The organism is Erythrobacter westpacificensis (assembly GCF_039542285.1).
GTDB classification, from domain to species: Bacteria; Pseudomonadota; Alphaproteobacteria; order Sphingomonadales; family Sphingomonadaceae; genus Alteraurantiacibacter; species Alteraurantiacibacter westpacificensis.
The window spans coordinates 324678-345261 of the sequence record NZ_BAABHV010000021.1; the positions used below are offsets into that span (position 1 = coordinate 324678).

Genomic DNA, 20584 nt, shown 5'->3' on the forward strand with positions numbered 1-20584 from the left:
TTTTCGAATGCTTGCAAAGCGCATTGCCACCGCTTTCATGGCCGCCGGCCTTGCAATAACCACCGCCGCCTGCGCCGATGCCGTGGCGGGCGACGTGAACGAGGAACGGCTGCTGAATGCCGACAGCGATCCCGACAACTGGATGGCGCATGGGCGCACCTGGGCAGAGGATCGCTTCAGTCCGCTGGACCAGATAAACGCCGGGAATATCGACCGTCTCAGCCTCGCCTACACGGTGGAGTTCGACACCAATCGCGGGCAGGAATCGACGCCCATCGTGATCGACGGCGTGATGTACGTGTCCACCGCCTGGTCGAAAGTGATGGCGCTGGATGCCGCAACGGGCGAGCAACTGTGGTTCTATGATCCCGAAGTCGACGGTGCGAAAGGCGCGCATGCCTGCTGCGACGTGGTGAACCGCGGCGTGGCCGTGTGGGAAGGCAAGGTCTTCGTCGGTACCATCGACGGGCGACTGGTGGCGCTGGACGCCGAAACCGGGGCGGAGCTGTGGGATGTCGTCACAGTCGACCAGAGCCAGCCCTACACCATCACCAGCGCCCCGCGCGTGGTGCGCGGCAAGGTCATCATCGGCAATTCCGGCGCGGAAATGGGCGTGCGCGGCTATGTCGGCGCATACGATGCCGATACCGGCGAACAGGTGTGGCGCTTCTACACCGTGCCGGGCAACCCGGCGGACGGCCCCGATGGCGCGGCATCCGATGCCGTGTTCGCGGAATTCGCGACCGACACCTGGGCAGGCGAATGGTGGGAAATGGGCGGCGGCGGCACCGTGTGGGATTCCATCGTCTATGACGCCGAACTGGACCAGCTTCTGGTGGGCGTCGGCAACGGCAGCCCGTGGAACCACCGCGCGCGCAGCAATGGCGAAGGGGACAACCTCTTCCTCGCCTCCATCCTCTCGCTCGACCCCGATACCGGCGCATACAACTGGCACTACCAGCTGAACCCCGGCGAGACCTGGGACTACACCGCCACGCAGCAAATGATCCTGACCGATCAGGTGGTAGATGGCGAACTGGTGCCCGTCGTGATGCAGGCGCCCAAGAACGCGTTCTTCTATGTGATAGATCGCCGCGACGGATCGCTGATTAGCGCAGAACCCTATGCGACGCAGAACTGGGCCGAGCGGATCGACCTTGAAACGGGCCGCCCGGTGGAAATTCCCGAAGCGCGCTACGCGGACGCGCCCTACCTCGTCACGCCCAGCGGCATCGGCGCGCACGCCTATCACCCGATGAGCTATTCGCCGCAGACCGGCCTTGTCTACATTCCCGCGATGCAGCCGCCGTCCGCCTACATGGACGATGTGAACTACACCCGAAACATCGGGCGCTGGAACACCGGCGTCATCTTCCTGACACCGCCGGAAGGGCTGGTGCCGGGCGACACGCCCGAAGCGCGCCGCGCCTACCTTACCTCCATCACCAAGGGCGAACTGGTGGCGTGGGATCCTGTGGCGCAGGAAGCGCGCTGGACCATCGAACGCGAGTTTCCGTGGAACGGCGGCACGCTGGCGACGGCGGGCAACCTCGTATTCCAGGGCCTGCCCGATGGCACCTTCAACGCCTACAACGCAGGCGACGGCACCCCGCTGTGGAGTTTCAACACCGATCGCGGCATCGTCGCAGGCGCAATTTCCTATGCCGTCGATGGCGAGCAGTACGTTGCTATCGTCGCGGGCTACGGCGGCTCCATGGGCATGGCGACGCAGAGCGACTGGATGCGCCGCCCGCCGCCCAACGGGATGCTGTTCGTCTTCAAACTGGATGGTGAAGGCGCGTACGAGAACCTGCCGCCCCAGCTGCTTGCGCCCTATGTTGCGACTGACGAGACGTTCAGCGCTGCGACGATCGAACTCGGCCAGCAGACCTATCTCGGCTTCTGCACCATCTGCCACAACGGGCCGGTCAACCCGAACCTGTTGCGCAGCGTCTACGCCACCGATGCGAATGCATGGAATGCGGTGGTGATGGACGGCGTGCTGTCGGACAACGGCATGGTCAGCTTCGCGCCGTGGATCACGCCCGAACAATCCGAAGCCGTGCGCGCCTATGTGCTGGCTGAGGCTGCTCGCCGCGCTGCCGAGGAAAGCGAGTGATGGACGAGGTCGACGTCCTGATCGTGGGCGCTGGCCCCGTGGGAATGCTCACCGCGCTCACCCTGGCGCGAGGTGGCGCGAGCGTGCGCGTGCTGGAAAAGGAACCGCACATCATCAACAGCCCGCGCGCGGCGGTCTATTTCCCATCGACGCTCATCATACTGGAGGAGCTTGGCCTGCTGAACGAGCTGCTGGAGATCGGTTTCACGAACCGCATGTTCGGCACGCACATTCCCGAATTCGGCTATCACTCGGTTGTGGAGACAAAGCCGGTCGAGGGCATTCCCTTCGATTACCAGCTTCACGCAGGCCAGCACGATGTCGCCCGCGTGGCGATGGAGCACGCGCGCAAGCTGGGCGTGGAGGTGCTGTTCGATCACGAAGTCACCGCCCTTGCCGAGAACAAGGATGGCACCGTTACCGCGGGCGGCAAGGATTTCCGCGCGAAATGGCTGATCGGCTGTGACGGTGCGCGCAGCACGGTGCGCAAGCTGGCGGGCATAGAGTTCGAGGGCCACACCTGGCCCGAGCGCTTCGTCGCCACCAACGTTAAATTTCCGTTCGAGGAAATCGGTTACGAGCAGGCGAACTTCGTCTGCGACCCGGTGAACATGGCAGTTATCGCGCAACTAGACCGCGAGGGCCTGTGGCGCTGCACCTACATGGAGGACGCGTCGCTGCCGCTGGAAAACTACGAGGACCGCATCCATGAACGCTACGAGTGGTTCATGCAGGGGCGCAAGGATTACGAGATCGTCTCCTCCAGCCCCTACATGCTGCACCAGCGCGCGGGCGAAACGCTGCGCAAGGGCCGCGTGCTGCTGGCGGGCGATGCCGCCCATGCGACGAACCCGTGCGGCGGTCTCGGCCTTACTTCCGGCGTATGGACCGGCGTGGTGCTGGCAGACGTGCTGGGCGCTGTCTTGAGCGGCGAGGAGGACGAGGAAATCCTCGACCGCTTCTCCGACGAGCGGCGACGCATCTTCTGGGAGGTCGTCTCTCCTGCAGCAACCGAGAACAAGCGCATGTTGCAGGAAAGCGATCCGGCAGCGCGCCAGCAGGACCTCGCCCATATCCGTGCGCTGGACGAGAACCCGGAAAGCGGCGCGCTGCTGATGCTGTTCGCCTACAAGGTTATCGGCGACGTGCTGCGCGAAGGAAGCCGATGGGCCGATGCGGACCCGAGCGACCGGGTGGCGATCAACATCAAGGGCAGGCAGGGACAGATCCATTGAGAACCTTACGACCTTTTCTCGCCGGCGCCGCCGCTCTCGCACTCACCCTGCCCGCCGCCGCGCAGGAAGAACCGGCAGACGGCGACTGGCCGCACTATGCGCGCACCCATTCGGGGCAACGCTTTGCGCCGCTGGCGGATATCAACCGCGATAACGTGGGACAGATCGAGCGCGCCTGGGAATACCGCCTGCGCCCGCAGGGCGGCGGCTTCATCCTCGCAGGCACGGTGCCCAGCGTTGTCGACGGGATCATGTACCTGCCGCTGGGCGATGCCGTGGTGGCGCTGGAAGCGCACACGGGCCGCGAAATCTGGCGGCACGCGGTGGAAGGCACGACAGTGCGCCGACGTGTCACCTATTGGGCGGGCGACGAAAACGGTGCGCGGCTCTACTACAACGGCGGCAACGAAATCGTTGCGCTGGACGCGGCGACGGGCGAGATCGCGACCGATTTCGGCGACAATGGCCGGGTGCCGTTCGAAGTGCGCTATTCCTATCCGCCCAGCATCTTCGGCGACGTGCTGGTCATCGGGGCGTCCACGCCCGAACTGCCCAGCGGTCCGCTCGGCAACCAGAAGGGCTACGACGCGCGCACCGGTGAACTGCTGTGGGAGTTCAACACCGTGCCCCAGCCGGGCGAGATCGGCCACGAGACCTGGCTGGACGACGGCTGGCGCGACAGGCCCGGCAACAACATGTGGGTCTGGTACATGAGCGGCGATGTCGAGACCGGCATGATCTACATGACATTGGGCTCGCCCGCGCCGAACTATTACGGCGGCGACCGTCCGGGCGACAACCTGTTCGGCAATTCGATCCTCGCGCTGGATGCGCGCACGGGCGAATACCGCTGGCATTTCCAGACCATCCACCACGACCTGTGGGACTGGGACCTGCCCGCCCCGCCGATGCTGATAGACGTGGAGAAGGACGGCGAGACCATCCCCGCCCTCGCCCAGACCGGCAAGCCGGGCCTCATGTACATCCTCGATCGCCGCACCGGAGAGCCGGTGCACGGCGTGAACGAAATGCTGGTGGCGAGCGCCGACGTGCCGGGCGAGTGGTATTCGCCGACACAGCCCATCCCGGTAGCGCCAGAGCCGCTTTCGCGCATGTGGTGGACACCCGACGACGTGGTTACGCTGGAGGATACCAACGCGGAACACGCGGCGAACTGCCGCGCCCTGCTGGACAGCTACGGCGGCAGCTTCTTCAATGCAGGGCCTTTCACGCCCTTCTTCCTGCACGAGGAAGGCGATCCCCCGCGCGCCTCCATCAACATGCCGCACAACGGCGGCTCCAACTGGGGCGGCAGCGCGGCTGACCCGACCACCGGATACGTCTTCGTGAACACCAGCGAAAGCGGCTCCATCGGCTGGATCGAGAAGCGCGATCCCGATGGTGATTACGGACGCGGCACGGCGGCCAGTTCGCAGGAATACGATCGCGGCAGCCTCAGCGGGCCGGGCGCCTATTCCTCCTTCTCCGCCAGCTTTACGGCGGAAGATGGCTCGCAAGTCACCCTGCCCTGCATCCGCCCGCCCTGGGGCAGGCTTGTCGCCGTGAATGCCAACACCGGCGAGATCGCCTGGGCATCGCGCCTCGGCACCACGCCGGAACTGGGCACTGACAAGCAGGACACCGGCGCGAACAACACCTTCGGCGGGCCGATGGTGACGGCTGGGGGGCTCGTCTTCATCGGCGCAACTTCCGACGGCATTTTCCGCGCCTTCGATTCCGCCACCGGCGAAGTCGTGTGGGAGGAAAAGCTGGACTACGCGGCGATGACCGTACCCATGAGTTATCGCGGCGCAGACGGCCGGCAATACATCGCCGTGGTGGCCGCCGGATCGGGCTTCGGCCCGCCCCAGATGGGGCCCAGCGGCCCGCTCAACAACGAAAGCCTGATTACCTGGGCCTTGCCCGAGAAATCACCAGAGGAATGACCATGCGTATCCTGCTCACCACCATCGCCGCCACTGCGCTCGCCGCCTGCACCGCCACGGCGCAGGACAGCGGCGAGGTCCGCACTCCCGAAGGCGCGCTGCTCGATACCAGCGGAGACCTGCACTACGCGCCCGGCGAACTGACCGAGGCGCAATTGCAGGCGAGCAACGGGCACATGTTCGAACAATCGTCGTTGAACGTCTTCCGCCGCTTCCCGCGCCAACTGACCGAGGAAATGGTCAACTTCTATGTGGGCGCGCTCGGTCTGCGTTCGCTCAACCCGATCCAGCTGACCAGCACCCAGCAGATGATCCTGACGGGAGTGGGTAGCGGACAGGTTAAGCTGTCGGCCGGACAGCAGGGCGACCGCCGGTACGATCTTTCCGGCGGCATCACGGGCGGCACCGGCATTCGCTACCTCCGCTTCACCTATCCCGATGCGGACGTGGTGCGAGAGCGGTTCGCCGAAGCAGGCCTGCCGGCTCCGACCTTTACGCAAGAGGACGGGTTCCCGTCCGCAGTGCTATCCGATCCGGCGGGGCTCGGCATCGTCATCGCAATCCATCCCGAAGCGCAGGACCGTTCGGACGACGGCGTGGGCGTGGGCATCGCGGTGTCCGACCTTGCAGCATCGCAGGCGTTCTACCGCGAATTCGTGGGGCTGGAGGAAGGCGATCCGTTTACGTCGGAGCAGCTCGGCTTGACGCTCTATCCCTACGCCCACGCGGAAACGACATTGTTGCTTTACGAAGTGGGCGAAGGACTGCCCGCCGATACCGGCAGTTCCGGCATCCAGTACGTGGTGAGCGATGCCGCGCTGGCGGCGGCACGGGCCGATTATCGCGACATCCCGGTTGAAACGCCGCTCAATCGGCTGGCCGGTTTCGATCTCACCACCGTCTGGCTCAACGATCCGGACGGGGTGACGAATTATTTCGCGCAAGTCGGCCCCAATTCGCGAACTGCGCGCGAGGCCGCCGAAGACTGACATGAAAAAGGGGGCCGCAAAGCCCCCTTCTCCATTCGCAAGTTAATTGAACGCGCCTTAGTCGGCCTTTTTAGCCACGATGTAGCGCGAAAGCGTTTCCAGCTCCTCTTCGGAAACCATCCCGCCAAAGCTGGGCATCGCGCCCTGGCCGTTGGCGATGATCTGGTTCACGTATTCAACGCTGAGAGCGGCATTGCCGTCGAGCGAAGGGCCGATGTGGCCGTAGCCGTTGGCATCCGCGAAAGCGTGGCACGATCCGCAGCCGTACTGACTGAACAGCGTGCGGCTGGCTTCGGCCTCGGCCTCGGTCACACTGACTGCGGCAGCAGCATCGGCTTCGTGCTCGTGAGCGGAATGATCGTGCTCCTGCGCTACGGGCGCAAAAGCGGGCGCGGCCAGCGTGGCGGCACCCAGCGCGGCAAGCACAATCTTTCCATAGGTCTTCACAGTCACGGACATCTCTATAAAACCCCTTCGAAATCTTTGGCGGGCCGGTTTCGGATTTCGGCCCTAGTCAAAATATGGTGTAACAGAGTCAAGCTTTACCGCAGATTTATCGCGGTGGCAGGCACGGAAAAAAGTTGGACATTGTCAACAAAGCGGCGCACTACCATGTCAGATGCCTGACAGCAAGCAGGCTTATCGCTGCCCAGAAAACGATGGAGAACAGGGCATGAAAACCGAAAACCGCATTCTTCTCGCCGCGCTGGGGTCGCTGGCTCTTGCCGCCTGCAACCAGGCGGAGGAAGTGCCACCGCTGGGCACTGCACAACAGATGATGGCGCAGGAAGTGCAGCCCACGGCGGAAATATTCTGGAACGCCGTCGGCTCCAGGAGCGAGCTTGTCGATGACGAGCCCGTCTTCACCGAATGGCAGCCCGAAGGCGATGCCGAATGGGGCGATGTTCGCGCCGCTGCCGCGCGCCTGGGAGAACTGGGCGAAATCCTGCAGACCCCCGCTTATTCCGAAGGTCGCGGCGATGACTGGATCGCCTACTCGCAAGGGCTGGTGGAAGCCGCGGCGCAGGCGGAACAGGCCGCCGAGGCGCGCGATCCGGAGGCCGTGTTCGAAGTCGGCGGCACGATCTATGCCGTTTGCAGCGCCTGCCACCGGATGTATCCGCCCGAGCAATTGCCCGAAGGCGTGACGGTGGACGACATCGCCCAGCCGCGTCCGAACGAGGACATGACCCTGGGCGAATACGTCGAGGAGACCGATGCGGAATAACTCCGCCTTTGCGCATAATGCGTTACTGATTGCGAGCCTGCTGGCGATCGTGTTGCTCGCCATGCCGATCGAGGCCCTCGCCCACGACGTGGCGGAAGGCGACAAGGCGTTCGTCCGCACGATTGACGGGCCTGCGATCGTTCCGTTCATGTACCTTGGCGCCAAGCACATGGTGACGGGCTACGATCACATCGCCTTCCTCGTGGGCGTGGTGTTCTTCCTGCACAAGCTGCGCGACGTTCTGCTTTATGTCTCGATGTTCGCCATCGGCCATTCGATCACCCTGATCGGCGGCGTGCTGCTGGGTACGGGTGTGAACGCCTACATCGTCGATGCCATCATCGGCGTCTCCGTGATTTACAAGGGCGTGGAGAATATCGGCGGTTTCCGGAAACTCGGCTGGAATTTCGACACCCGGATCGCCGTGCTCGTATTCGGCCTGTTCCACGGCCTGGGCCTTGCCACCAAGGTGATAGACCTCGGCGTATCGGCCAATGGCCTGCTGACCAATCTCATCGCCTTCAACGCGGGGGTGGAACTGGGCCAGGTCATCGTGCTGACGCTGGTGGTGCTGGCACTCGCCGCGTGGCGGCACACCGCCAGCTTCAAACGCTATGCTTTCGCTGCCAATGTGGCGCTCATTCTGGTCGGCGTGGCGCTGACCGCATACCAACTGCAAGGATATTTCTCGTCATGAGCAAGGGACCCTACATCGCCGCCGGTGTTGTCGCCGCAGGCGCCGCGCTTGCGGTATTCGTGATCCTGCCGGCCGAAATCGGATACGACCCGACAGGCGTGGGCGCGGCGCTCGGCCTGACAGAGATCGCCGAGCCGACCAACCTGGAGCTGGAGCGCGGCATGGCCCGGATGGAACAGCAGGAAGTGCTCACACTCTCCGATACCGCGCTGCCCGCGTCGGACGGGATTACCGATGTGTGGGAATACGAACTGCTGCCGTTCGAATCGGTGGAATTCAAGTACACCATGCCCGAAGGTCAGCCGATGACCTTCCACTGGCAGGGCACCGGCACCCTTGCATACGACATGCACGCCCACCCCTTCGACGGCGGGGAGGAAGTCACCGAGAGCTACGGCGTCGACGAGGCGCAGGAAATCCACGGCCGTTACACACCCGCCTTCTCTGGTATCCACGGCTGGTTCTGGGAGAACCGCTCGATGGACAATGTCACCTTGCGGCTGGAAGCGAGCGGCCCGATGAGCGCTGCCACGGTCTACACCGCGTCGGGCGAAATCGACCGTCCGCTGGAAGGCGCTGCCGAGGGGCCCGAGGGTTCCGTTGCAGGCCATACGATGCAATCGGGCGAGACGGACTGATCGAGATTTCACAAGTCCGAAATTTTCGGATTTTATCAATTTCGATGCCGTTTCACCCTTGTTGAGAAGGCCCCATTGCGGCTAGGCAGGGGTACGAAAGACAGCCCTCGGGGCTGCGCAAACCTATGGGAGCACGGGCTTGACCACTGCAATTCGCCGTAATCGTTCCGCAACCAAGGGCGCGCTGCGCCTTGCCCTCGCCACTTCGCTGGGGCTGGCACTGGCGGCCTGCGCCGCGACGCCATCGGGCGAAGTCGCCTCGGCCTCGTCCGCCGCGGTCGCGGGTGCCAGCTTCGATCACCGCGGCTGGGATTCCTACCTCGGCGGCGCGGACAGCTCGCAGTATTCGGCGCTTGCGCAGATCAACCGCTCCAACGTCGACCAGCTAGAGGTCGTGTGGGAATTCCCCACCGGCGAAGGCGCGCCGCCGTTGTTCAACCCGGTGGTCGCGGGCGGACGCATGTACGTGATCAACGGTGCGAACCAGTTGGTCGCGCTCGATCCGGCAACCGGCGCGCAGATCTGGGAAAGCAATCTAGAGGGCCGCATCGGCACGCGCGGCATCAACTACTGGACCGACGGCGCAGGCGACGAGCGCCTGATGGTGCTCAACAACGGTGAACTGCGCGCCGTGAACGCGGCGACGGGCGAGGTCATCACCAGCTTCGGCGGCGATGGCGGCGTGGACCTGCGCGATGCCCTGCCGGACGACGTGGTGCAGCCCGGCCCGCTGCAGACGAACAATCCGGGTCGCATCTACCGCGATACCATCATCATGAGCCTGCCCGCAGGCGCATACGACTACGCCGGTTCGCCCGCCAACATACAGGCCTATGACGTGCGCACGGGCGCATTGAAGTGGACGTTCAACACGATCCCGCGCGAAGGCGAGTTCGGCCACGACACCTGGCCTGATACGGAAGACTTCAACGAGTTCGGCGGCGTCCACAACTGGTCCGAAAGCACGGTGGATACCGAGCTTGGCATCGTGTTCATCCCCACCGGCACCCCCCGCTACGATTTCTACGGCGGCAACCGCGAGGGCGACAACCTGTTCGGCAACTCGATCATCGCCATCGACGCCGAAACGGGTGAGCGCATCTGGCACTTCCAGACCGTGCACCACGACCTGTGGGATTTCGACCTGCCCGTCGCGCCCAAGCTGATGACGATCACCAAGGACGGCGAGCAGATTCCGATCGTCATCCAAGGCACCAAGCACGGATACATCTTCGTGTTCGACCGCCGCGACGGCACGCCGATCTGGCCGATCGAAGAAGTGGCCGTGCCCGAAAGCGACGTGCCTGGCGAACACGCCAGCCCGACGCAGCCGATCCCCACCCTGCCCGAGCCTTACATGCGGCTGTCGTTCACCCCGGACGACATCAACCCCTACCTGCCCGAAAGCGACCAGGAAGCCCTGCGCGAACTGTTCGCCAACTCGCGCTGGGGTGAAGGGCCGTTCGTGCCGCCCAGTATCCAGGGCACCATTTCCTTCCCCGGCCACAACGGCGGCCTGAACTGGGGCAACGTGGCCGTCGATCCCGACCGCCAACGGCTCTATGTCGTCAGCCGCGAACTGCCGCTGATGCTGAAGCTGATGCCGGACCGGCGCGAGGAAGCGCTGGAAGCCATGCCGAACGCCGACGAGGAGGACTTGCCCTATCGCTGGCCGGTCAACTTCATGCTGCAATCGAACGGCATGGGCGCAATCAAGCCGCCGTTCTCCAACCTCACCGCCTATGACATGAACACCGGGCGCAAGATCTATTCCATCCCCAATGGCGAGATCCTGACGCTGGAGGAACAGGGCATCACCGGCGTCGGCGCGCAGACGCCGCGCTCCGGCCCTGTCGCCACGGCTGGCGGCCTGCTGTTCGTGAACACGGCAAGCGACCGCGCCTTCCGCGCCCGCGATGCCGACACCGGCGAAGTGCTCTGGGAACACCGCTTCGACGCGGCGACCGAAGGCGTGCCTGCCGTCTACGAGGTGAACGGTCGGCAGATGATCACCGTGCCGGTGGGCGGCGTGGGCCACTTCCTTGGCGGGCTCGGCCTGCCGGAGCCCGGCCCCGGTCGCTACGTCACCTTCGCTCTGCCGGAAGGGGCTGAGTAATGCGCAGCGCATCCTTCCTCGCGGCAAGCCTTGCCCTGCTGATAGCAGGCGGGGCTGCCGCGCAGGAAGACCCGACGCAGCTCCCCGCGCCTTCGAACGATTTCCGTCCGAGCCTCACCAGTTGGGGCGAACCGGATTTGCGTGGCGGATGGCCGATCGACCACCTGAACGGGCGCACACCGTTCCAGCGGCCTGCCGAATACGGCAACCGTCAGCTGCTGACCGAAGAAGAATATAACGAGCGCGCACAGGCGGTCGCCCAGCTGGAACAGCGCTACGAAAACGAGGAATCCGAGGGCACCATGGGCATGGGCCACTGGGCGGAGGTGGCCGCAGCCAACCGCCGCACCAGCTGGATCACCGCACCAGCCGATGGCCAGTTGCCCGCCTATACGCCGGAAGGGCAGCGCCTCTCCGATGCCATGCGCTCCACCTGGGCGGCGGGGCAGCACTTCGACTGGGTGGACGATTTCGACAGCTGGGACCGCTGCATCACGCGCGGCCTGCCGGCCAGCATGTTCCCCTTCATGTACAACAACGGCATCCGCATCTTCCAGGCACCCGGCCTCGTCGCCCTGCAACTGGAAATGGTGCACGAAGTGCGCATGATCCCCACCGATGGGAGCGCGCACCTGCCGCGCCAGATCGGGCAATGGATGGGCGACAGCCGCGGCACGTGGGAAGACCACAACACGCTGCGTGTCGATACCGTCAACTTCCGTCCCGGCCCCAGCGCCACCAACATTGGCACCACCGGCTCCCCGCGCGAGAACGATACGCCGGTGAGCGAAGAGGCGCACCTGGTGGAACGCTTCCACATGGTGGGCGAGGACGAGATCATCTACGAATTCACCTGGACCGATCCGGTGGTGTTCGAACAGCCGTGGTCCGCCCGCCTCGAATGGCAGCGCGACGACGACTACGGCATGTACGAATACGCTTGCCACGAAGGCAACGTGCAGATCCGCAATTACATCACCGCCAGCCGGGCCGAACGTGCTGCAGAGGACGCTAGCGAGTGATGCGCGCGGCGGCGATCTGTCTTGGCATTGCACTGGCGGCATCGTGCCCCGCCAGCGCTCAGGACGTTCCCGCCGACCTGACCGTCATGCCGCCCGTCCCGACCGACTTCGCGCCGCCGCGCACCAGTTGGGGGGATCCGGACTTTCGCGGCCATTTCCCCATCGACATCATCGCCCGCATCCCGTTCGAGCGCCTGCCCGAACACGGCGACCGTTTCTGGCTTACGCAGGAGGAATATGCTGCGCAGCAGACCAACGGCGACACGGCCGATGCGCGCTACGAGGCTGACACGCAAGCAGGCACGCTCGGCTACCGCAGCTTCATAACTGCCGAGGCATCGGGCCGCCGCACCTCGCTGCTCGTCTCTCCTGCAGACGGCAAACTCCCGCCGCTGACAGCCGAGGCACGCGCCAGTTACGAAGCGGGCCGTTCGAGCTGGACCGACGGGGTCGACTTCGACTGGGTTTCGGACTTCGATACCTTCGATCGCTGCGTGACGCGGGGTTTCCCGGCCACGATGTTCCCGCACCGTTACAACAACGGCCTGCGCATCATGCAGGCGCCGGGCCGCATCGTCATCATGACGGAAATGGTGCACGAGGCGCGCGTCATCCCGATCGTTTCGCGCGACGATGCGGAGGCCATGCGCTGGCCCGCCGACGTTCGCACGTGGATGGGCCAGTCCATCGGCTGGTGGGACGGCGATACGCTGGTGGTGGAAACCACCAACATCAAGACTGGCGACAGCGTGAGCGACGATCACATCGCGCGCGGCCCCTCCCCGCTCAATCTCGCCACCCACGGGCGGGAGCCGTGGAATATCCTGCCCACCAGCGAGGATGCCCGGGTAACGGAGCGCATCACGATGACCGGGCCGGACTCGCTGGTCTACGAAGTGACCTACACCGACCCGCAGGTCTTTACCGCGCCGTGGACCGCGCGCCTCGATTGGACGCGGGACGAGAACTACGAGATTTTCGAATACGCTTGCCACGAGGGCAACGTGCAGATCCGCAACTACATCACAGCCAGCCGCGCAGAACGGGCAGCGGCGGGCGGAGGAGACCGATGATCCGCAAGACCATTTTCGCACTCGCAGCCGCTTCGCTGGCCCTGCCTGCCACAGCGCAGCAGGTGCCCGATGACCTGACGACCATGCCGGACGTGCCCGACGATTACACCCCTTCCAGGACTCCCTGGGGCGATCCGGATTTTCGCGGTAGCTGGCCGCTCAACGACATCGCCGAATTGCCGGTGAACCGTCCCGCCCAGTATGGTGATCGCTTCTGGAAGACCGAAGAGGAAATCGCCGCCGAGCAGGGCCGGGTCGAACAGCTCGAGGAAGCCTACGAGAGCGAGGACGAGGAAGGCACCATCGGACTTGGCCACTGGATCGAATACCAGGCTGGCAGCCGTCGCACGTCCATGATCGTCTCCGCGCAGGACGGACAGCTTCCCGACCTGACGCCGGAAGGTAAGCGCCGCGCCGCGCTGATGCGGGCGAGCTGGATCACCGGCCAGACCTTCGACTGGGTGACCGACTTCGACAGCTGGGACCGCTGCATCACGCGCGGATTCCCCGCCAGCATGTTCCCCTTCCGCTACAACAACGGCATCCGCATCTTCCAGTCACCCGGCAACGTCACGATCATGCTGGAAATGCTGGGAACGCGTATCATTCCGGTGTCGGGCGAAGGCGAGCCGTGGCCCGAAGGCGTCGACGGATGGTTCGGCAACAGCCGTGGCCGGTGGATCGACGACAACACGCTGGAAGTCGTCACCACGAACATCAAGCCGGGCGCATCGGCATTGAATGTCGCCACGCGCGGTGTGCCGTCGGGCAACACCCTGCCGATGAGCGAAGAGGTGACGGTGACGGAGCGTTTCCACATGGTCGGCCCCGACACGATCACTTACGAGATGGAGTATTCGGATCCCATCGTGTGGGAAGACGACTTCACGCTGCGCGCCAACTGGTCGCGTGACGATGACTACGAGTTCTACGAGTACGCCTGCCACGAAGGGAACGTGCAGGTGCGCAACTACATCACTGCTGATCGCACCAAGCGGCAGCAGGAATACGAACGCGGCGCGATGGTGGAACCCATCGATCCCGACGCAGGCCCGCCCCCGGCGATGGACCCTGCCAGCCGCGGCGCCCAACAACGAAATTCCGAGGAGACTGAATGATGCCTGTTACCACCCTGAAAAAGCTCGCCATCGTTTCGGCCAGCGCCCTCGCGCTGGCCATGCCTGCCGCCGCGCAGGACATCGTGCCCGACGATCTGACCACGATCGCCCCGGTGCCCACCGATTTCGAGCCGCCCCGCACCAGCTGGGGCGCGCCGGACCTTCGCGGCACCTTCCCGATCGACAACATCGCACAGCTGCCGATGCAGCGCCCGGCCCGCTACGGCGACCGCTTCTACCTCACCGACGAGGAGTACGCCCAGCGCCAGGAAGAGGCCGGCCGCAGTGACGCTGCCTACGCCGCCGAAGACGAATCCGGCACCATCGGCATGGGCCACTGGGTCGAATCCGACGCATCGGGCCGCCGCACTTCGCTGCTGGTCTATCCCGAGGACGGACAGCTCCCGGAAATGACGGAGTGGGCGCAGGAGCGCTACCAGGCCGGTCGTTCCAGCTGGACGCCGAACACCCATTTCGAATGGGTTTCCGACTTCGACACCTGGGATCGCTGCGTCACGCGCGGTTTCCCGGCCTCGATGTTCCCCTTCCGCTACAACAACGGCATCCGCGTGATGCAGGCGCCGGGCTTCTTCATCATCTCGCTCGAAATGATCCATGATGCCCGCGTGATCCCCGTTGTCGCCAACAAGGCCGAAGCCGATGCCATGCGCTGGCCCGAGGAAGTGCGCACATGGATGGGCCAGTCGATCGGCTGGTGGGAAGGCAACACCATGGTAATCGAGACGACCAACATCGAGGATGGCGACAGCGTTTCGGAAGACAACTACGAACGCGGCCCCAGCCCGCTGAACATGGCAACCTTCGGCGTGCCCCCGTTCAACACGATCCCGACCAGCAAGCAGGCGAACGTGATGGAACGGCTGACCATGACGGGCCCCGATCACATCGTCTACGAGCTGACCTACTCCGATCCCGAAGTTTACACCGACAAGTGGACCGCACGCCTCGACTGGACGCGTGACGAGGAATACGAATTCTTCGAATACGCCTGCCACGAGGGCAACGTGCAGATCCGCAACTACATCACTGCTGCGGCTGCCGGTGTCGAGAACACCGAAGGCGGCGCCGTCGATGGTGAGGGCGGCGGCCACTAAAACTACAACGACATGCGGGCGCGCCGGGAGGATCGGTGCGCCCGTTTTCTTTCTGCCTGCTAAGACAGGCCACGATCAAACGGGATGGATGCGATGATGAGGACTCTTGCAACGAGCACGGCGCTGGCGCTGGCCGGAATGACTATGGGAGGGTGCGCCACCGCGCAGGAAACTTCCCCCGCCGCATCCCCGCAAGTCGCCGAAACGCCGATCGCGAGCGGCCCCGTCACCACGCAGAACGGCATGGTCCAGGGCGTACCCTCCGATGCCGTCGAGGGCGTGACCGTGTTCAAGGGCATCCCCTTCGCCGCGCCGCCCGTGGGTGACCTGCGCTGGGAAATGCCGCAGCCCGCCGCCAACTGGGACGGCGTGCTGGTAGCAGACGAATGGGGCGACAACTGCGTGCAGAATCCCGCCCCGCAGCGCTTCCCCGTCAATTCCGCAACGGACATGCCGGATAGCCCCGGTACGTCGGAAGACTGCCTCTATCTCAACGTGTGGACGCCGGCCGACAGCCCGAGCGAGAACCTGCCCGTCATGGTCTGGCTTTACGGCGGAGCCTACAACGAAGGCGGCGGCTCCAGTCCCTTCAGCCAGGGCGACTACCTGGCCGACAAGGGCGTGGTGATGGTGACGTTCAACTACCGTGTCGGCTCACTGGGCTTCTTCTCCCATCCCGAACTGACCGAGGCGAACGGCGCCAGCGGCAACCAGGCGCTGGGCGATGCTATCGCCGCGCTGCGCTGGGTGCAGGGCAATATCGCGGCTTTCGGCGGCGACCCCTCGCGCGTGACGATCTTCGGCGAGAGCGCGGGCTCCGCCATGAACGCGGCTCTCGTCGGCGCGCCGCCGGCAGAGGGCCTGTTCGCCCGCGCCATCGCGCAGAGCGGGACGTTCCAGGGCCTCAACATCGGGCAGATGGTACCGCGCGACACAGCGCAGGAACGCTCGCTTGGCGCAGCGGAAGAGAACTTCGGCACCACCAGCCTCGCAGAACTGCGCGCGCTGCCTGCGGAGGAAATCCACGCCAACATTCCCGGCCAGGGCATGATCGTAGATGGCCGTATCATCCCCGAAGACCTCGCGATCACCTTCTCGCAAGGACGGCAGTTGCCGGTGGACGTGCTGGTCGGTTCCAACGAGGACGAAGGCAGCTTCACCGCCATATTCGGCCCTCCCGCCACACTGGAAAGCTGGCAGCAGGGCGAAGCGATGCGCTGGGGTGAACAGGTGGAACTGGGCCGCGCGGCCTACCCCGTCACCACTGACGAGGAAGCGCGCGTCACCGCGACCCAGCCCTTCGGCGACAACATGAGCTGGCTGATGCGGCAATATGCCGAGTGGCAGGGCGCAATCGGGCAGCAGAGCTATCACTACTACTTCCGCCACGATCCTCCCTATGACGAGGGTCGCGGCGACCTGGGTGCGGCGCATACGGGCGAAATCCCCTACGTGTTCGACAATTTGTGCGCCCCGCGCACCTTCCCGGGCGGTTCTTCGGTCGAACTGATGTGCGGCAACGAGACCGAGGAGGCCTTTGCCGATCAGGTTTCGCAGTACTGGGTCAATTTCGCACGCACCGGCAACCCCAACGGCCAGGGCCTGCCGCAGTGGCCTGCCATCGGGCAGCTCGATGCGAACGAGGTGTTCGTACTCGATGCCGATGGCTCCGGCGTTGCCGAGTGGTTCGGCACTACCAAGGCAGACCTTTACGCCGCGATCTACCAAGACCGGGTTGGAGGTCCGCTCGGTCTGGAGTAACATTGGCCAACAGGCTTTGGGGAGAGGGGCCGATGAAGATCGTACACGGATTGCTCGCAGCGACGGGCATGGCGGCGCTTGGCATCGGGAGTGCTGGCCTTGCGCAGAACGGCGGTGGTGATGATACAGCCCGCGCGGCCTATCAGGCCAACTGCGCGGTCTGCCATGGCGCCGACCTTGGCGGGGGCCAATTCGCGGGGTCGCTGAAAAGTGCAGCCTTCCTGTCGCGATGGGGCGAGCACCCGGCAAGCGACCTTTACCGGTACATCAGCACTTCGATGCCGCCAGGCGGCGGCGGTTCGCTGGACGCCGAAATCTACGAGGCGATCACACGCCTGATCGTTGCCGAGAATGGCGGAGAGACAAGCGGCGATCTTGCTTCCCTGATTGTCCCTGCGGCCGGCAGCGGGGATGACGAGGCAGGCAACGAAATGGGCCTGCCCGGCATCACCAGCCGCTACCCCTTCCCCGAATCCCCGCCCTTGCCAGACCTGTTTGCCGATTTCACGCCAGTGACGCAGACCGAACTGGTCAACCCGGCGGACGAGGACTGGGTGGCATGGCGGCGCAGCCAGTCGGGCCATGGTTATTCGCCTCTCACCCAGATCACGCCGGACAACGTGAACGAGCTGACGATCGCCTGGGCACAGGCCCTGCCCGTCGGCCCCACGATGGCGGAACCGCTGGTGCGTGACGGGGTAATGTACGTCCATGCCTATGGAGAGCAGGTCTTCGCTTTCGATGCTGCTACAGGCCGACAACTGTGGCGATACCAGCGCCAGATGCCTGAAGGCACATTGATGCAGGGCAAGAAGACCATCGCGCTGTGGGATGACAAGATCATCATGGCCACCAGCGACCTGCATATGATGGCGCTCGACGCGCGCACCGGCAGGCCGGTGTGGGACGTTGCGATCCTCAATGCAGCGGATACCCGCAGTAACGGCGGGCCGTTGGTGGCAGACGGCGTCGCGATGATCGGCCTTGCCACGCAGAGGGCGGGCGGCGGCCTGATCGCCGCCTTCGATGCCGAGACGGGCGAGCACCTGTGGAATTTCGACACAGTTGCAAAAACCGGCACGCTGGGCGGTGATACGTGGAACGGCCTGCCCGATGATGAGCGCCACGGCGGCTCCGTCTGGACCAGCGGCAGCTACGATGCGGAAACGGGCCTAGCGCTGTGGGGCGTCGCGCAGACTTACGACACAGGCCCGGTGCGAGACGTGATCCCTGGCGGCAACAACGACGGGCTGTTCACCAACTCCACCCTCGCTTTCGAGCCGCGCACGGGCGAACTCGTCTGGTATTTCCAGCACATGGCGAACGATCAGTACGATCTAGACTGGGTGTTCGAGCGCGTGGTCGCCGATATCGAAGTCGACGGTGAAGAGCGCCACGTCGTCATCACCGGCGGCAAGGAGGGTTTGTTCGATACCATCGATGCCCGCACCGGCGAATATCTCGCCACGGCCGACATGGGGTTCCAGACCTTCGTTATCGACATCGACCCCGAGACGGGCCGCAAGACGCCGGACCCCGCGCTGCTGCCGGGGCGCGACAAGGGCCCTGTCTTCATGTGCCCGCACGCTGGCGGCGGTCGCAACTGGAGCCCGACAGCGTTGACCGAGAACAGCGCGATGCTGTTCGTCAACGCGCGCGACACCTGCATGGAACTGCGCCCCACCGAAGGCGGCTTCCTGACGAGCGGCGTGGATATCTATTACTCCGCCCCTGCCGACAGCGATGGCAATTTTGGAATCCTACAGGGCATCGACATGGAAACCGGCGAAGTCGCCTGGGAGCACCGCCGCCGATCTCCCTACGATACAGGAATCCTTGCCACAGGCAGCGGCCTGCTGTTCACCGGCGCAATGGATCGCCAGTTCATGGCCTACGACCAGTCGAGCGGGGAAGAGGTTTGGCGCACCGGCCTTGCAGGCGTTCCCAATGCCAGCCCCATCACCTACGCGGTGGACGGCAAGCAGTATGTCGCCGTCGTCACCGGCATGGGTAACCCTCTGGCATTCGGCTTGCCGAATTTCACGCCCGAGAGCCCACTGCCCGAAGTAAACAGCGCCAGCGTCTACGTCTTCAGTCTTTCCGGCGATTGAAACAAAAAAGGGCCGCTCGATCGAGCGGCCCTTTTGCTTTCCGGGGATGCGCGATCCTCAGTAGTAGATGCCCAGCGTGAAGCCGATGGCACGGCCGCAGAACACCACGCCCAGCCACAGCACCAGCGATGCCGTTGCCGCGAACTTCGCGCCGCCCGGCATGACCGGCGAGGAATCCCACTCTGTCACCGTCTTGTAGGTTACGAAGTGGAAATAGGCCATGTTGAGACCCGCCAGCGCGAGCAGGCCCATCTTCCAGAGGAAATACGGGTTCACCATGTAGGTGCTGGCCTTGCTGGTGAACAGCAGGGTGCCGGTGATCGCGGCAAGCACGAAGCCTGCCCAGGTCCACGGCAGGGTGTCCTTGCTCATCTGCAGCACGGTCCATTTGTTGCCCGCCAGGCCCAGCAGGCGAAGGTCCATCACCAGGATGGTGCCGAACACCGTGACGAGCGCGATGACGTGGATCGTCTCCAGCGTCGGAAAGGCCCACAGGCTCTCGGCAATGGAGGTGCCGAGCGAGGAATATTCGATCGATTCCCAGATATTCGTGGGTTCGGGATAGTAAGAAGCCATTGTGTCAGTTCCCCTCAAACCGGCGCGTAAGCGATCCAGCGACCGTGGGCCATGATGAGGCACCACAGGATTACGATAAGCCAGGCGGTGGCCTTGGTGCCGCCACCGGCATTCCATCCGGCGCCGCCGACTGTTGCCGCACTTTGCACCGATTTCTGGAAGGCGAGCGTGATAAGCACCGTCACCACGAGCAGGATCATTTTGACCCAGAACACGCCGTTGATCATGTTACGGACCGGCTCGGCCCACAGCATCAGCATGCCGCTGCCGACGATCCAGAGCAGACCCCACCATATCCACGGCATGTAGCGCGCGGAAACCTCCGGCACGCTGCGCGACATGCCGGCCATGTTGTTGATCCGCAGCGTCAGCATCAGCGTGGCCGCGAAGGCCGCACCGATCCCGATGATGTGCAGGACCTGCGCAATCGGCACGCCCCAGAAGTTCGTGACCAGCAACTTGTTGAAGCCGGTCGTCTCGATCCAGAATGCCCAGTCCAGCAGGAACGTCGTTCGCAGCCACTCTGTCAGTCCGAAAAAGAAATCACCCATTCCCTCTTGTCCTTATTATTTCCCCGGTCGGGCGCACAGATTGACCCTGTCCGGCCCGTTTACGCCTTGATCTCGCGCAAATCCGCTAGCGATCAAATGCCATTTCGCCAAGTGCAGGCGGGAAAAACGAGGAAAAGAAGGATCGGGGTGAGGCCCGCTTAATCCCTGTTTTTTCGACACTTTACCCCGCCAAGCGCGCGTCTTTTCATAGACTTAGCGCCACCCGGCCCCATCCCCTCACCCCCCTGTACAACATCGGGCGGTGCGAGGCATTGTCAAAGCCATGCAG

Annotated in this window: 17 protein-coding genes; 14 read left to right on the plus strand and 3 right to left on the minus strand. The window is 64.3% G+C overall.

Translation table 11 applies throughout. The features are described 5' to 3' along the window. Positions 1-7: 7 nt before the first annotated feature. The 4 genes from ABFX23_RS14465 to ABFX23_RS14480 are packed head-to-tail and all read left to right on the plus strand — an operon-like array spanning position 8 to position 6289. Positions 8-2119, plus strand: a complete 2112-nt coding sequence (locus tag ABFX23_RS14465) for a PQQ-dependent dehydrogenase, methanol/ethanol family (protein ID WP_346033703.1) — start codon at positions 8-10, stop codon at positions 2117-2119. Beyond that, entirely contained in the window at positions 2119-3354 is a 1236-nt protein-coding gene (locus ABFX23_RS14470) for an FAD-dependent oxidoreductase (RefSeq protein WP_346033704.1), read from the plus strand. The genes ABFX23_RS14465 and ABFX23_RS14470 overlap by 1 nt, the downstream gene beginning before the upstream one ends. Beyond that, a complete protein-coding gene (locus tag ABFX23_RS14475; RefSeq protein ID WP_346033705.1) occupies positions 3351-5300 on the plus strand; it encodes an outer membrane protein assembly factor BamB family protein in 1950 nt (649 codons plus the stop codon). The genes ABFX23_RS14470 and ABFX23_RS14475 overlap by 4 nt, the downstream gene beginning before the upstream one ends. Continuing rightward, entirely contained in the window at positions 5297-6289 is a 993-nt protein-coding gene (locus ABFX23_RS14480; RefSeq protein WP_346033706.1) for a VOC family protein, read from the plus strand. The genes ABFX23_RS14475 and ABFX23_RS14480 overlap by 4 nt, the downstream gene beginning before the upstream one ends. Positions 6290-6346: 57 nt before the next feature. Here ABFX23_RS14480 and ABFX23_RS14485 read toward each other — a convergent pair whose 3' ends face one another. Then, entirely contained in the window at positions 6347-6748 is a 402-nt protein-coding gene (locus ABFX23_RS14485) for a c-type cytochrome (protein ID WP_346033707.1), read from the minus strand. A 214-nt stretch (positions 6749-6962) separates the two neighbouring features. Between ABFX23_RS14485 and ABFX23_RS14490 the strand changes: the two genes are divergently transcribed. The 10 genes from ABFX23_RS14490 to ABFX23_RS14535 all read left to right on the plus strand — a co-directional run bounded on the left by ABFX23_RS14490 (position 6963) and on the right by ABFX23_RS14535 (position 19168). Next, positions 6963-7517: a hypothetical protein gene (locus ABFX23_RS14490; protein WP_346033708.1), complete on the plus strand. Its 555-nt coding sequence runs from the start codon at positions 6963-6965 to the stop codon at positions 7515-7517. Beyond that, complete coding sequence (locus ABFX23_RS14495) at positions 7507-8214, plus strand: HupE/UreJ family protein (protein ID WP_346033709.1); 708 nt, start codon at positions 7507-7509, stop codon at positions 8212-8214. Before ABFX23_RS14490 ends, ABFX23_RS14495 begins: the two co-directional genes overlap by 11 nt. Beyond that, positions 8211-8852 (plus strand): hypothetical protein, encoded by a 642-nt coding sequence (locus ABFX23_RS14500; protein ID WP_346033710.1) that lies wholly within the window; start codon positions 8211-8213, stop codon positions 8850-8852. Before ABFX23_RS14495 ends, ABFX23_RS14500 begins: the two co-directional genes overlap by 4 nt. Positions 8853-8991: 139 nt before the next feature. Continuing rightward, a complete protein-coding gene (locus ABFX23_RS14505) occupies positions 8992-10968 on the plus strand; it encodes an outer membrane protein assembly factor BamB family protein (protein WP_346033711.1) in 1977 nt (658 codons plus the stop codon). Continuing rightward, positions 10968-11990, plus strand: a complete 1023-nt coding sequence (locus tag ABFX23_RS14510) for a hypothetical protein (protein WP_346033712.1) — start codon at positions 10968-10970, stop codon at positions 11988-11990. The genes ABFX23_RS14505 and ABFX23_RS14510 overlap by 1 nt, the downstream gene beginning before the upstream one ends. Continuing rightward, the gene (locus tag ABFX23_RS14515) at positions 11987-13063 is read left to right on the plus strand and encodes a hypothetical protein (RefSeq protein ID WP_346033713.1); all 1077 of its coding nucleotides are present in this window, start codon (positions 11987-11989) and stop codon (positions 13061-13063) included. The genes ABFX23_RS14510 and ABFX23_RS14515 overlap by 4 nt, the downstream gene beginning before the upstream one ends. Next, the gene (locus ABFX23_RS14520; RefSeq protein ID WP_346033714.1) at positions 13060-14181 is read left to right on the plus strand and encodes a hypothetical protein; all 1122 of its coding nucleotides are present in this window, start codon (positions 13060-13062) and stop codon (positions 14179-14181) included. The genes ABFX23_RS14515 and ABFX23_RS14520 overlap by 4 nt, the downstream gene beginning before the upstream one ends. Continuing rightward, on the plus strand, positions 14181-15296 hold the full coding sequence (locus ABFX23_RS14525) for a hypothetical protein (protein WP_346033715.1): 1116 nt from the start codon (positions 14181-14183) through the stop codon (positions 15294-15296). Before ABFX23_RS14520 ends, ABFX23_RS14525 begins: the two co-directional genes overlap by 1 nt. A gap of 96 nt (positions 15297-15392) precedes the next feature. Further along, complete coding sequence (locus ABFX23_RS14530; RefSeq protein ID WP_346033716.1) at positions 15393-17057, plus strand: carboxylesterase/lipase family protein; 1665 nt, start codon at positions 15393-15395, stop codon at positions 17055-17057. A gap of 32 nt (positions 17058-17089) precedes the next feature. Continuing rightward, positions 17090-19168, plus strand: coding sequence for an outer membrane protein assembly factor BamB family protein (locus ABFX23_RS14535; protein WP_346033717.1), 2079 nt, complete (start codon positions 17090-17092; stop codon positions 19166-19168). A 57-nt stretch (positions 19169-19225) separates the two neighbouring features. Here ABFX23_RS14535 and ABFX23_RS14540 read toward each other — a convergent pair whose 3' ends face one another. Further along, positions 19226-19744 carry a DUF6644 family protein gene (locus ABFX23_RS14540; RefSeq protein ID WP_120076757.1) on the minus strand — a complete coding sequence of 173 codons (519 nt, stop codon included), beginning with the start codon at positions 19742-19744 and terminating at the stop codon, positions 19226-19228. Positions 19745-19758: 14 nt separating this feature from the next. After that, positions 19759-20295 (minus strand): hypothetical protein, encoded by a 537-nt coding sequence (locus ABFX23_RS14545; protein WP_346033718.1) that lies wholly within the window; start codon positions 20293-20295, stop codon positions 19759-19761. Positions 20296-20584: the final 289 nt, after the last annotated feature.

Excerpts from the sequence above, each read along its gene's own strand:
- ABFX23_RS14500 (WP_346033710.1), top strand. The coding sequence starts at position 8,211 with ATGAGCAAGGGACCCTACATCGCCGCCGGTGTTGTCGCCGCAGGCGCC.
- ABFX23_RS14495 (WP_346033709.1), top strand. The coding sequence starts at position 7,507 with ATGCGGAATAACTCCGCCTTTGCGCATAATGCGTTACTGATTGCGAGC.
- ABFX23_RS14465 (WP_346033703.1), top strand. The coding sequence starts at position 8 with ATGCTTGCAAAGCGCATTGCCACCGCTTTCATGGCCGCCGGCCTTGCA.
- ABFX23_RS14530 (WP_346033716.1), top strand. The coding sequence starts at position 15,393 with ATGAGGACTCTTGCAACGAGCACGGCGCTGGCGCTGGCCGGAATGACT.
- ABFX23_RS14520 (WP_346033714.1), top strand. The coding sequence starts at position 13,060 with ATGATCCGCAAGACCATTTTCGCACTCGCAGCCGCTTCGCTGGCCCTG.
- ABFX23_RS14510 (WP_346033712.1), top strand. The coding sequence starts at position 10,968 with ATGCGCAGCGCATCCTTCCTCGCGGCAAGCCTTGCCCTGCTGATAGCA.
- ABFX23_RS14490 (WP_346033708.1), top strand. The coding sequence starts at position 6,963 with ATGAAAACCGAAAACCGCATTCTTCTCGCCGCGCTGGGGTCGCTGGCT.
- ABFX23_RS14540 (WP_120076757.1), bottom strand. The coding sequence starts at position 19,744 with ATGGCTTCTTACTATCCCGAACCCACGAATATCTGGGAATCGATCGAA.
- ABFX23_RS14535 (WP_346033717.1), top strand. The coding sequence starts at position 17,090 with ATGAAGATCGTACACGGATTGCTCGCAGCGACGGGCATGGCGGCGCTT.
- ABFX23_RS14470 (WP_346033704.1), top strand. The coding sequence starts at position 2,119 with ATGGACGAGGTCGACGTCCTGATCGTGGGCGCTGGCCCCGTGGGAATG.
- ABFX23_RS14480 (WP_346033706.1), top strand. The coding sequence starts at position 5,297 with ATGACCATGCGTATCCTGCTCACCACCATCGCCGCCACTGCGCTCGCC.
- ABFX23_RS14545 (WP_346033718.1), bottom strand. The coding sequence starts at position 20,295 with ATGGGTGATTTCTTTTTCGGACTGACAGAGTGGCTGCGAACGACGTTC.
- ABFX23_RS14525 (WP_346033715.1), top strand. The coding sequence starts at position 14,181 with ATGCCTGTTACCACCCTGAAAAAGCTCGCCATCGTTTCGGCCAGCGCC.
- ABFX23_RS14485 (WP_346033707.1), bottom strand. The coding sequence starts at position 6,748 with ATGTCCGTGACTGTGAAGACCTATGGAAAGATTGTGCTTGCCGCGCTG.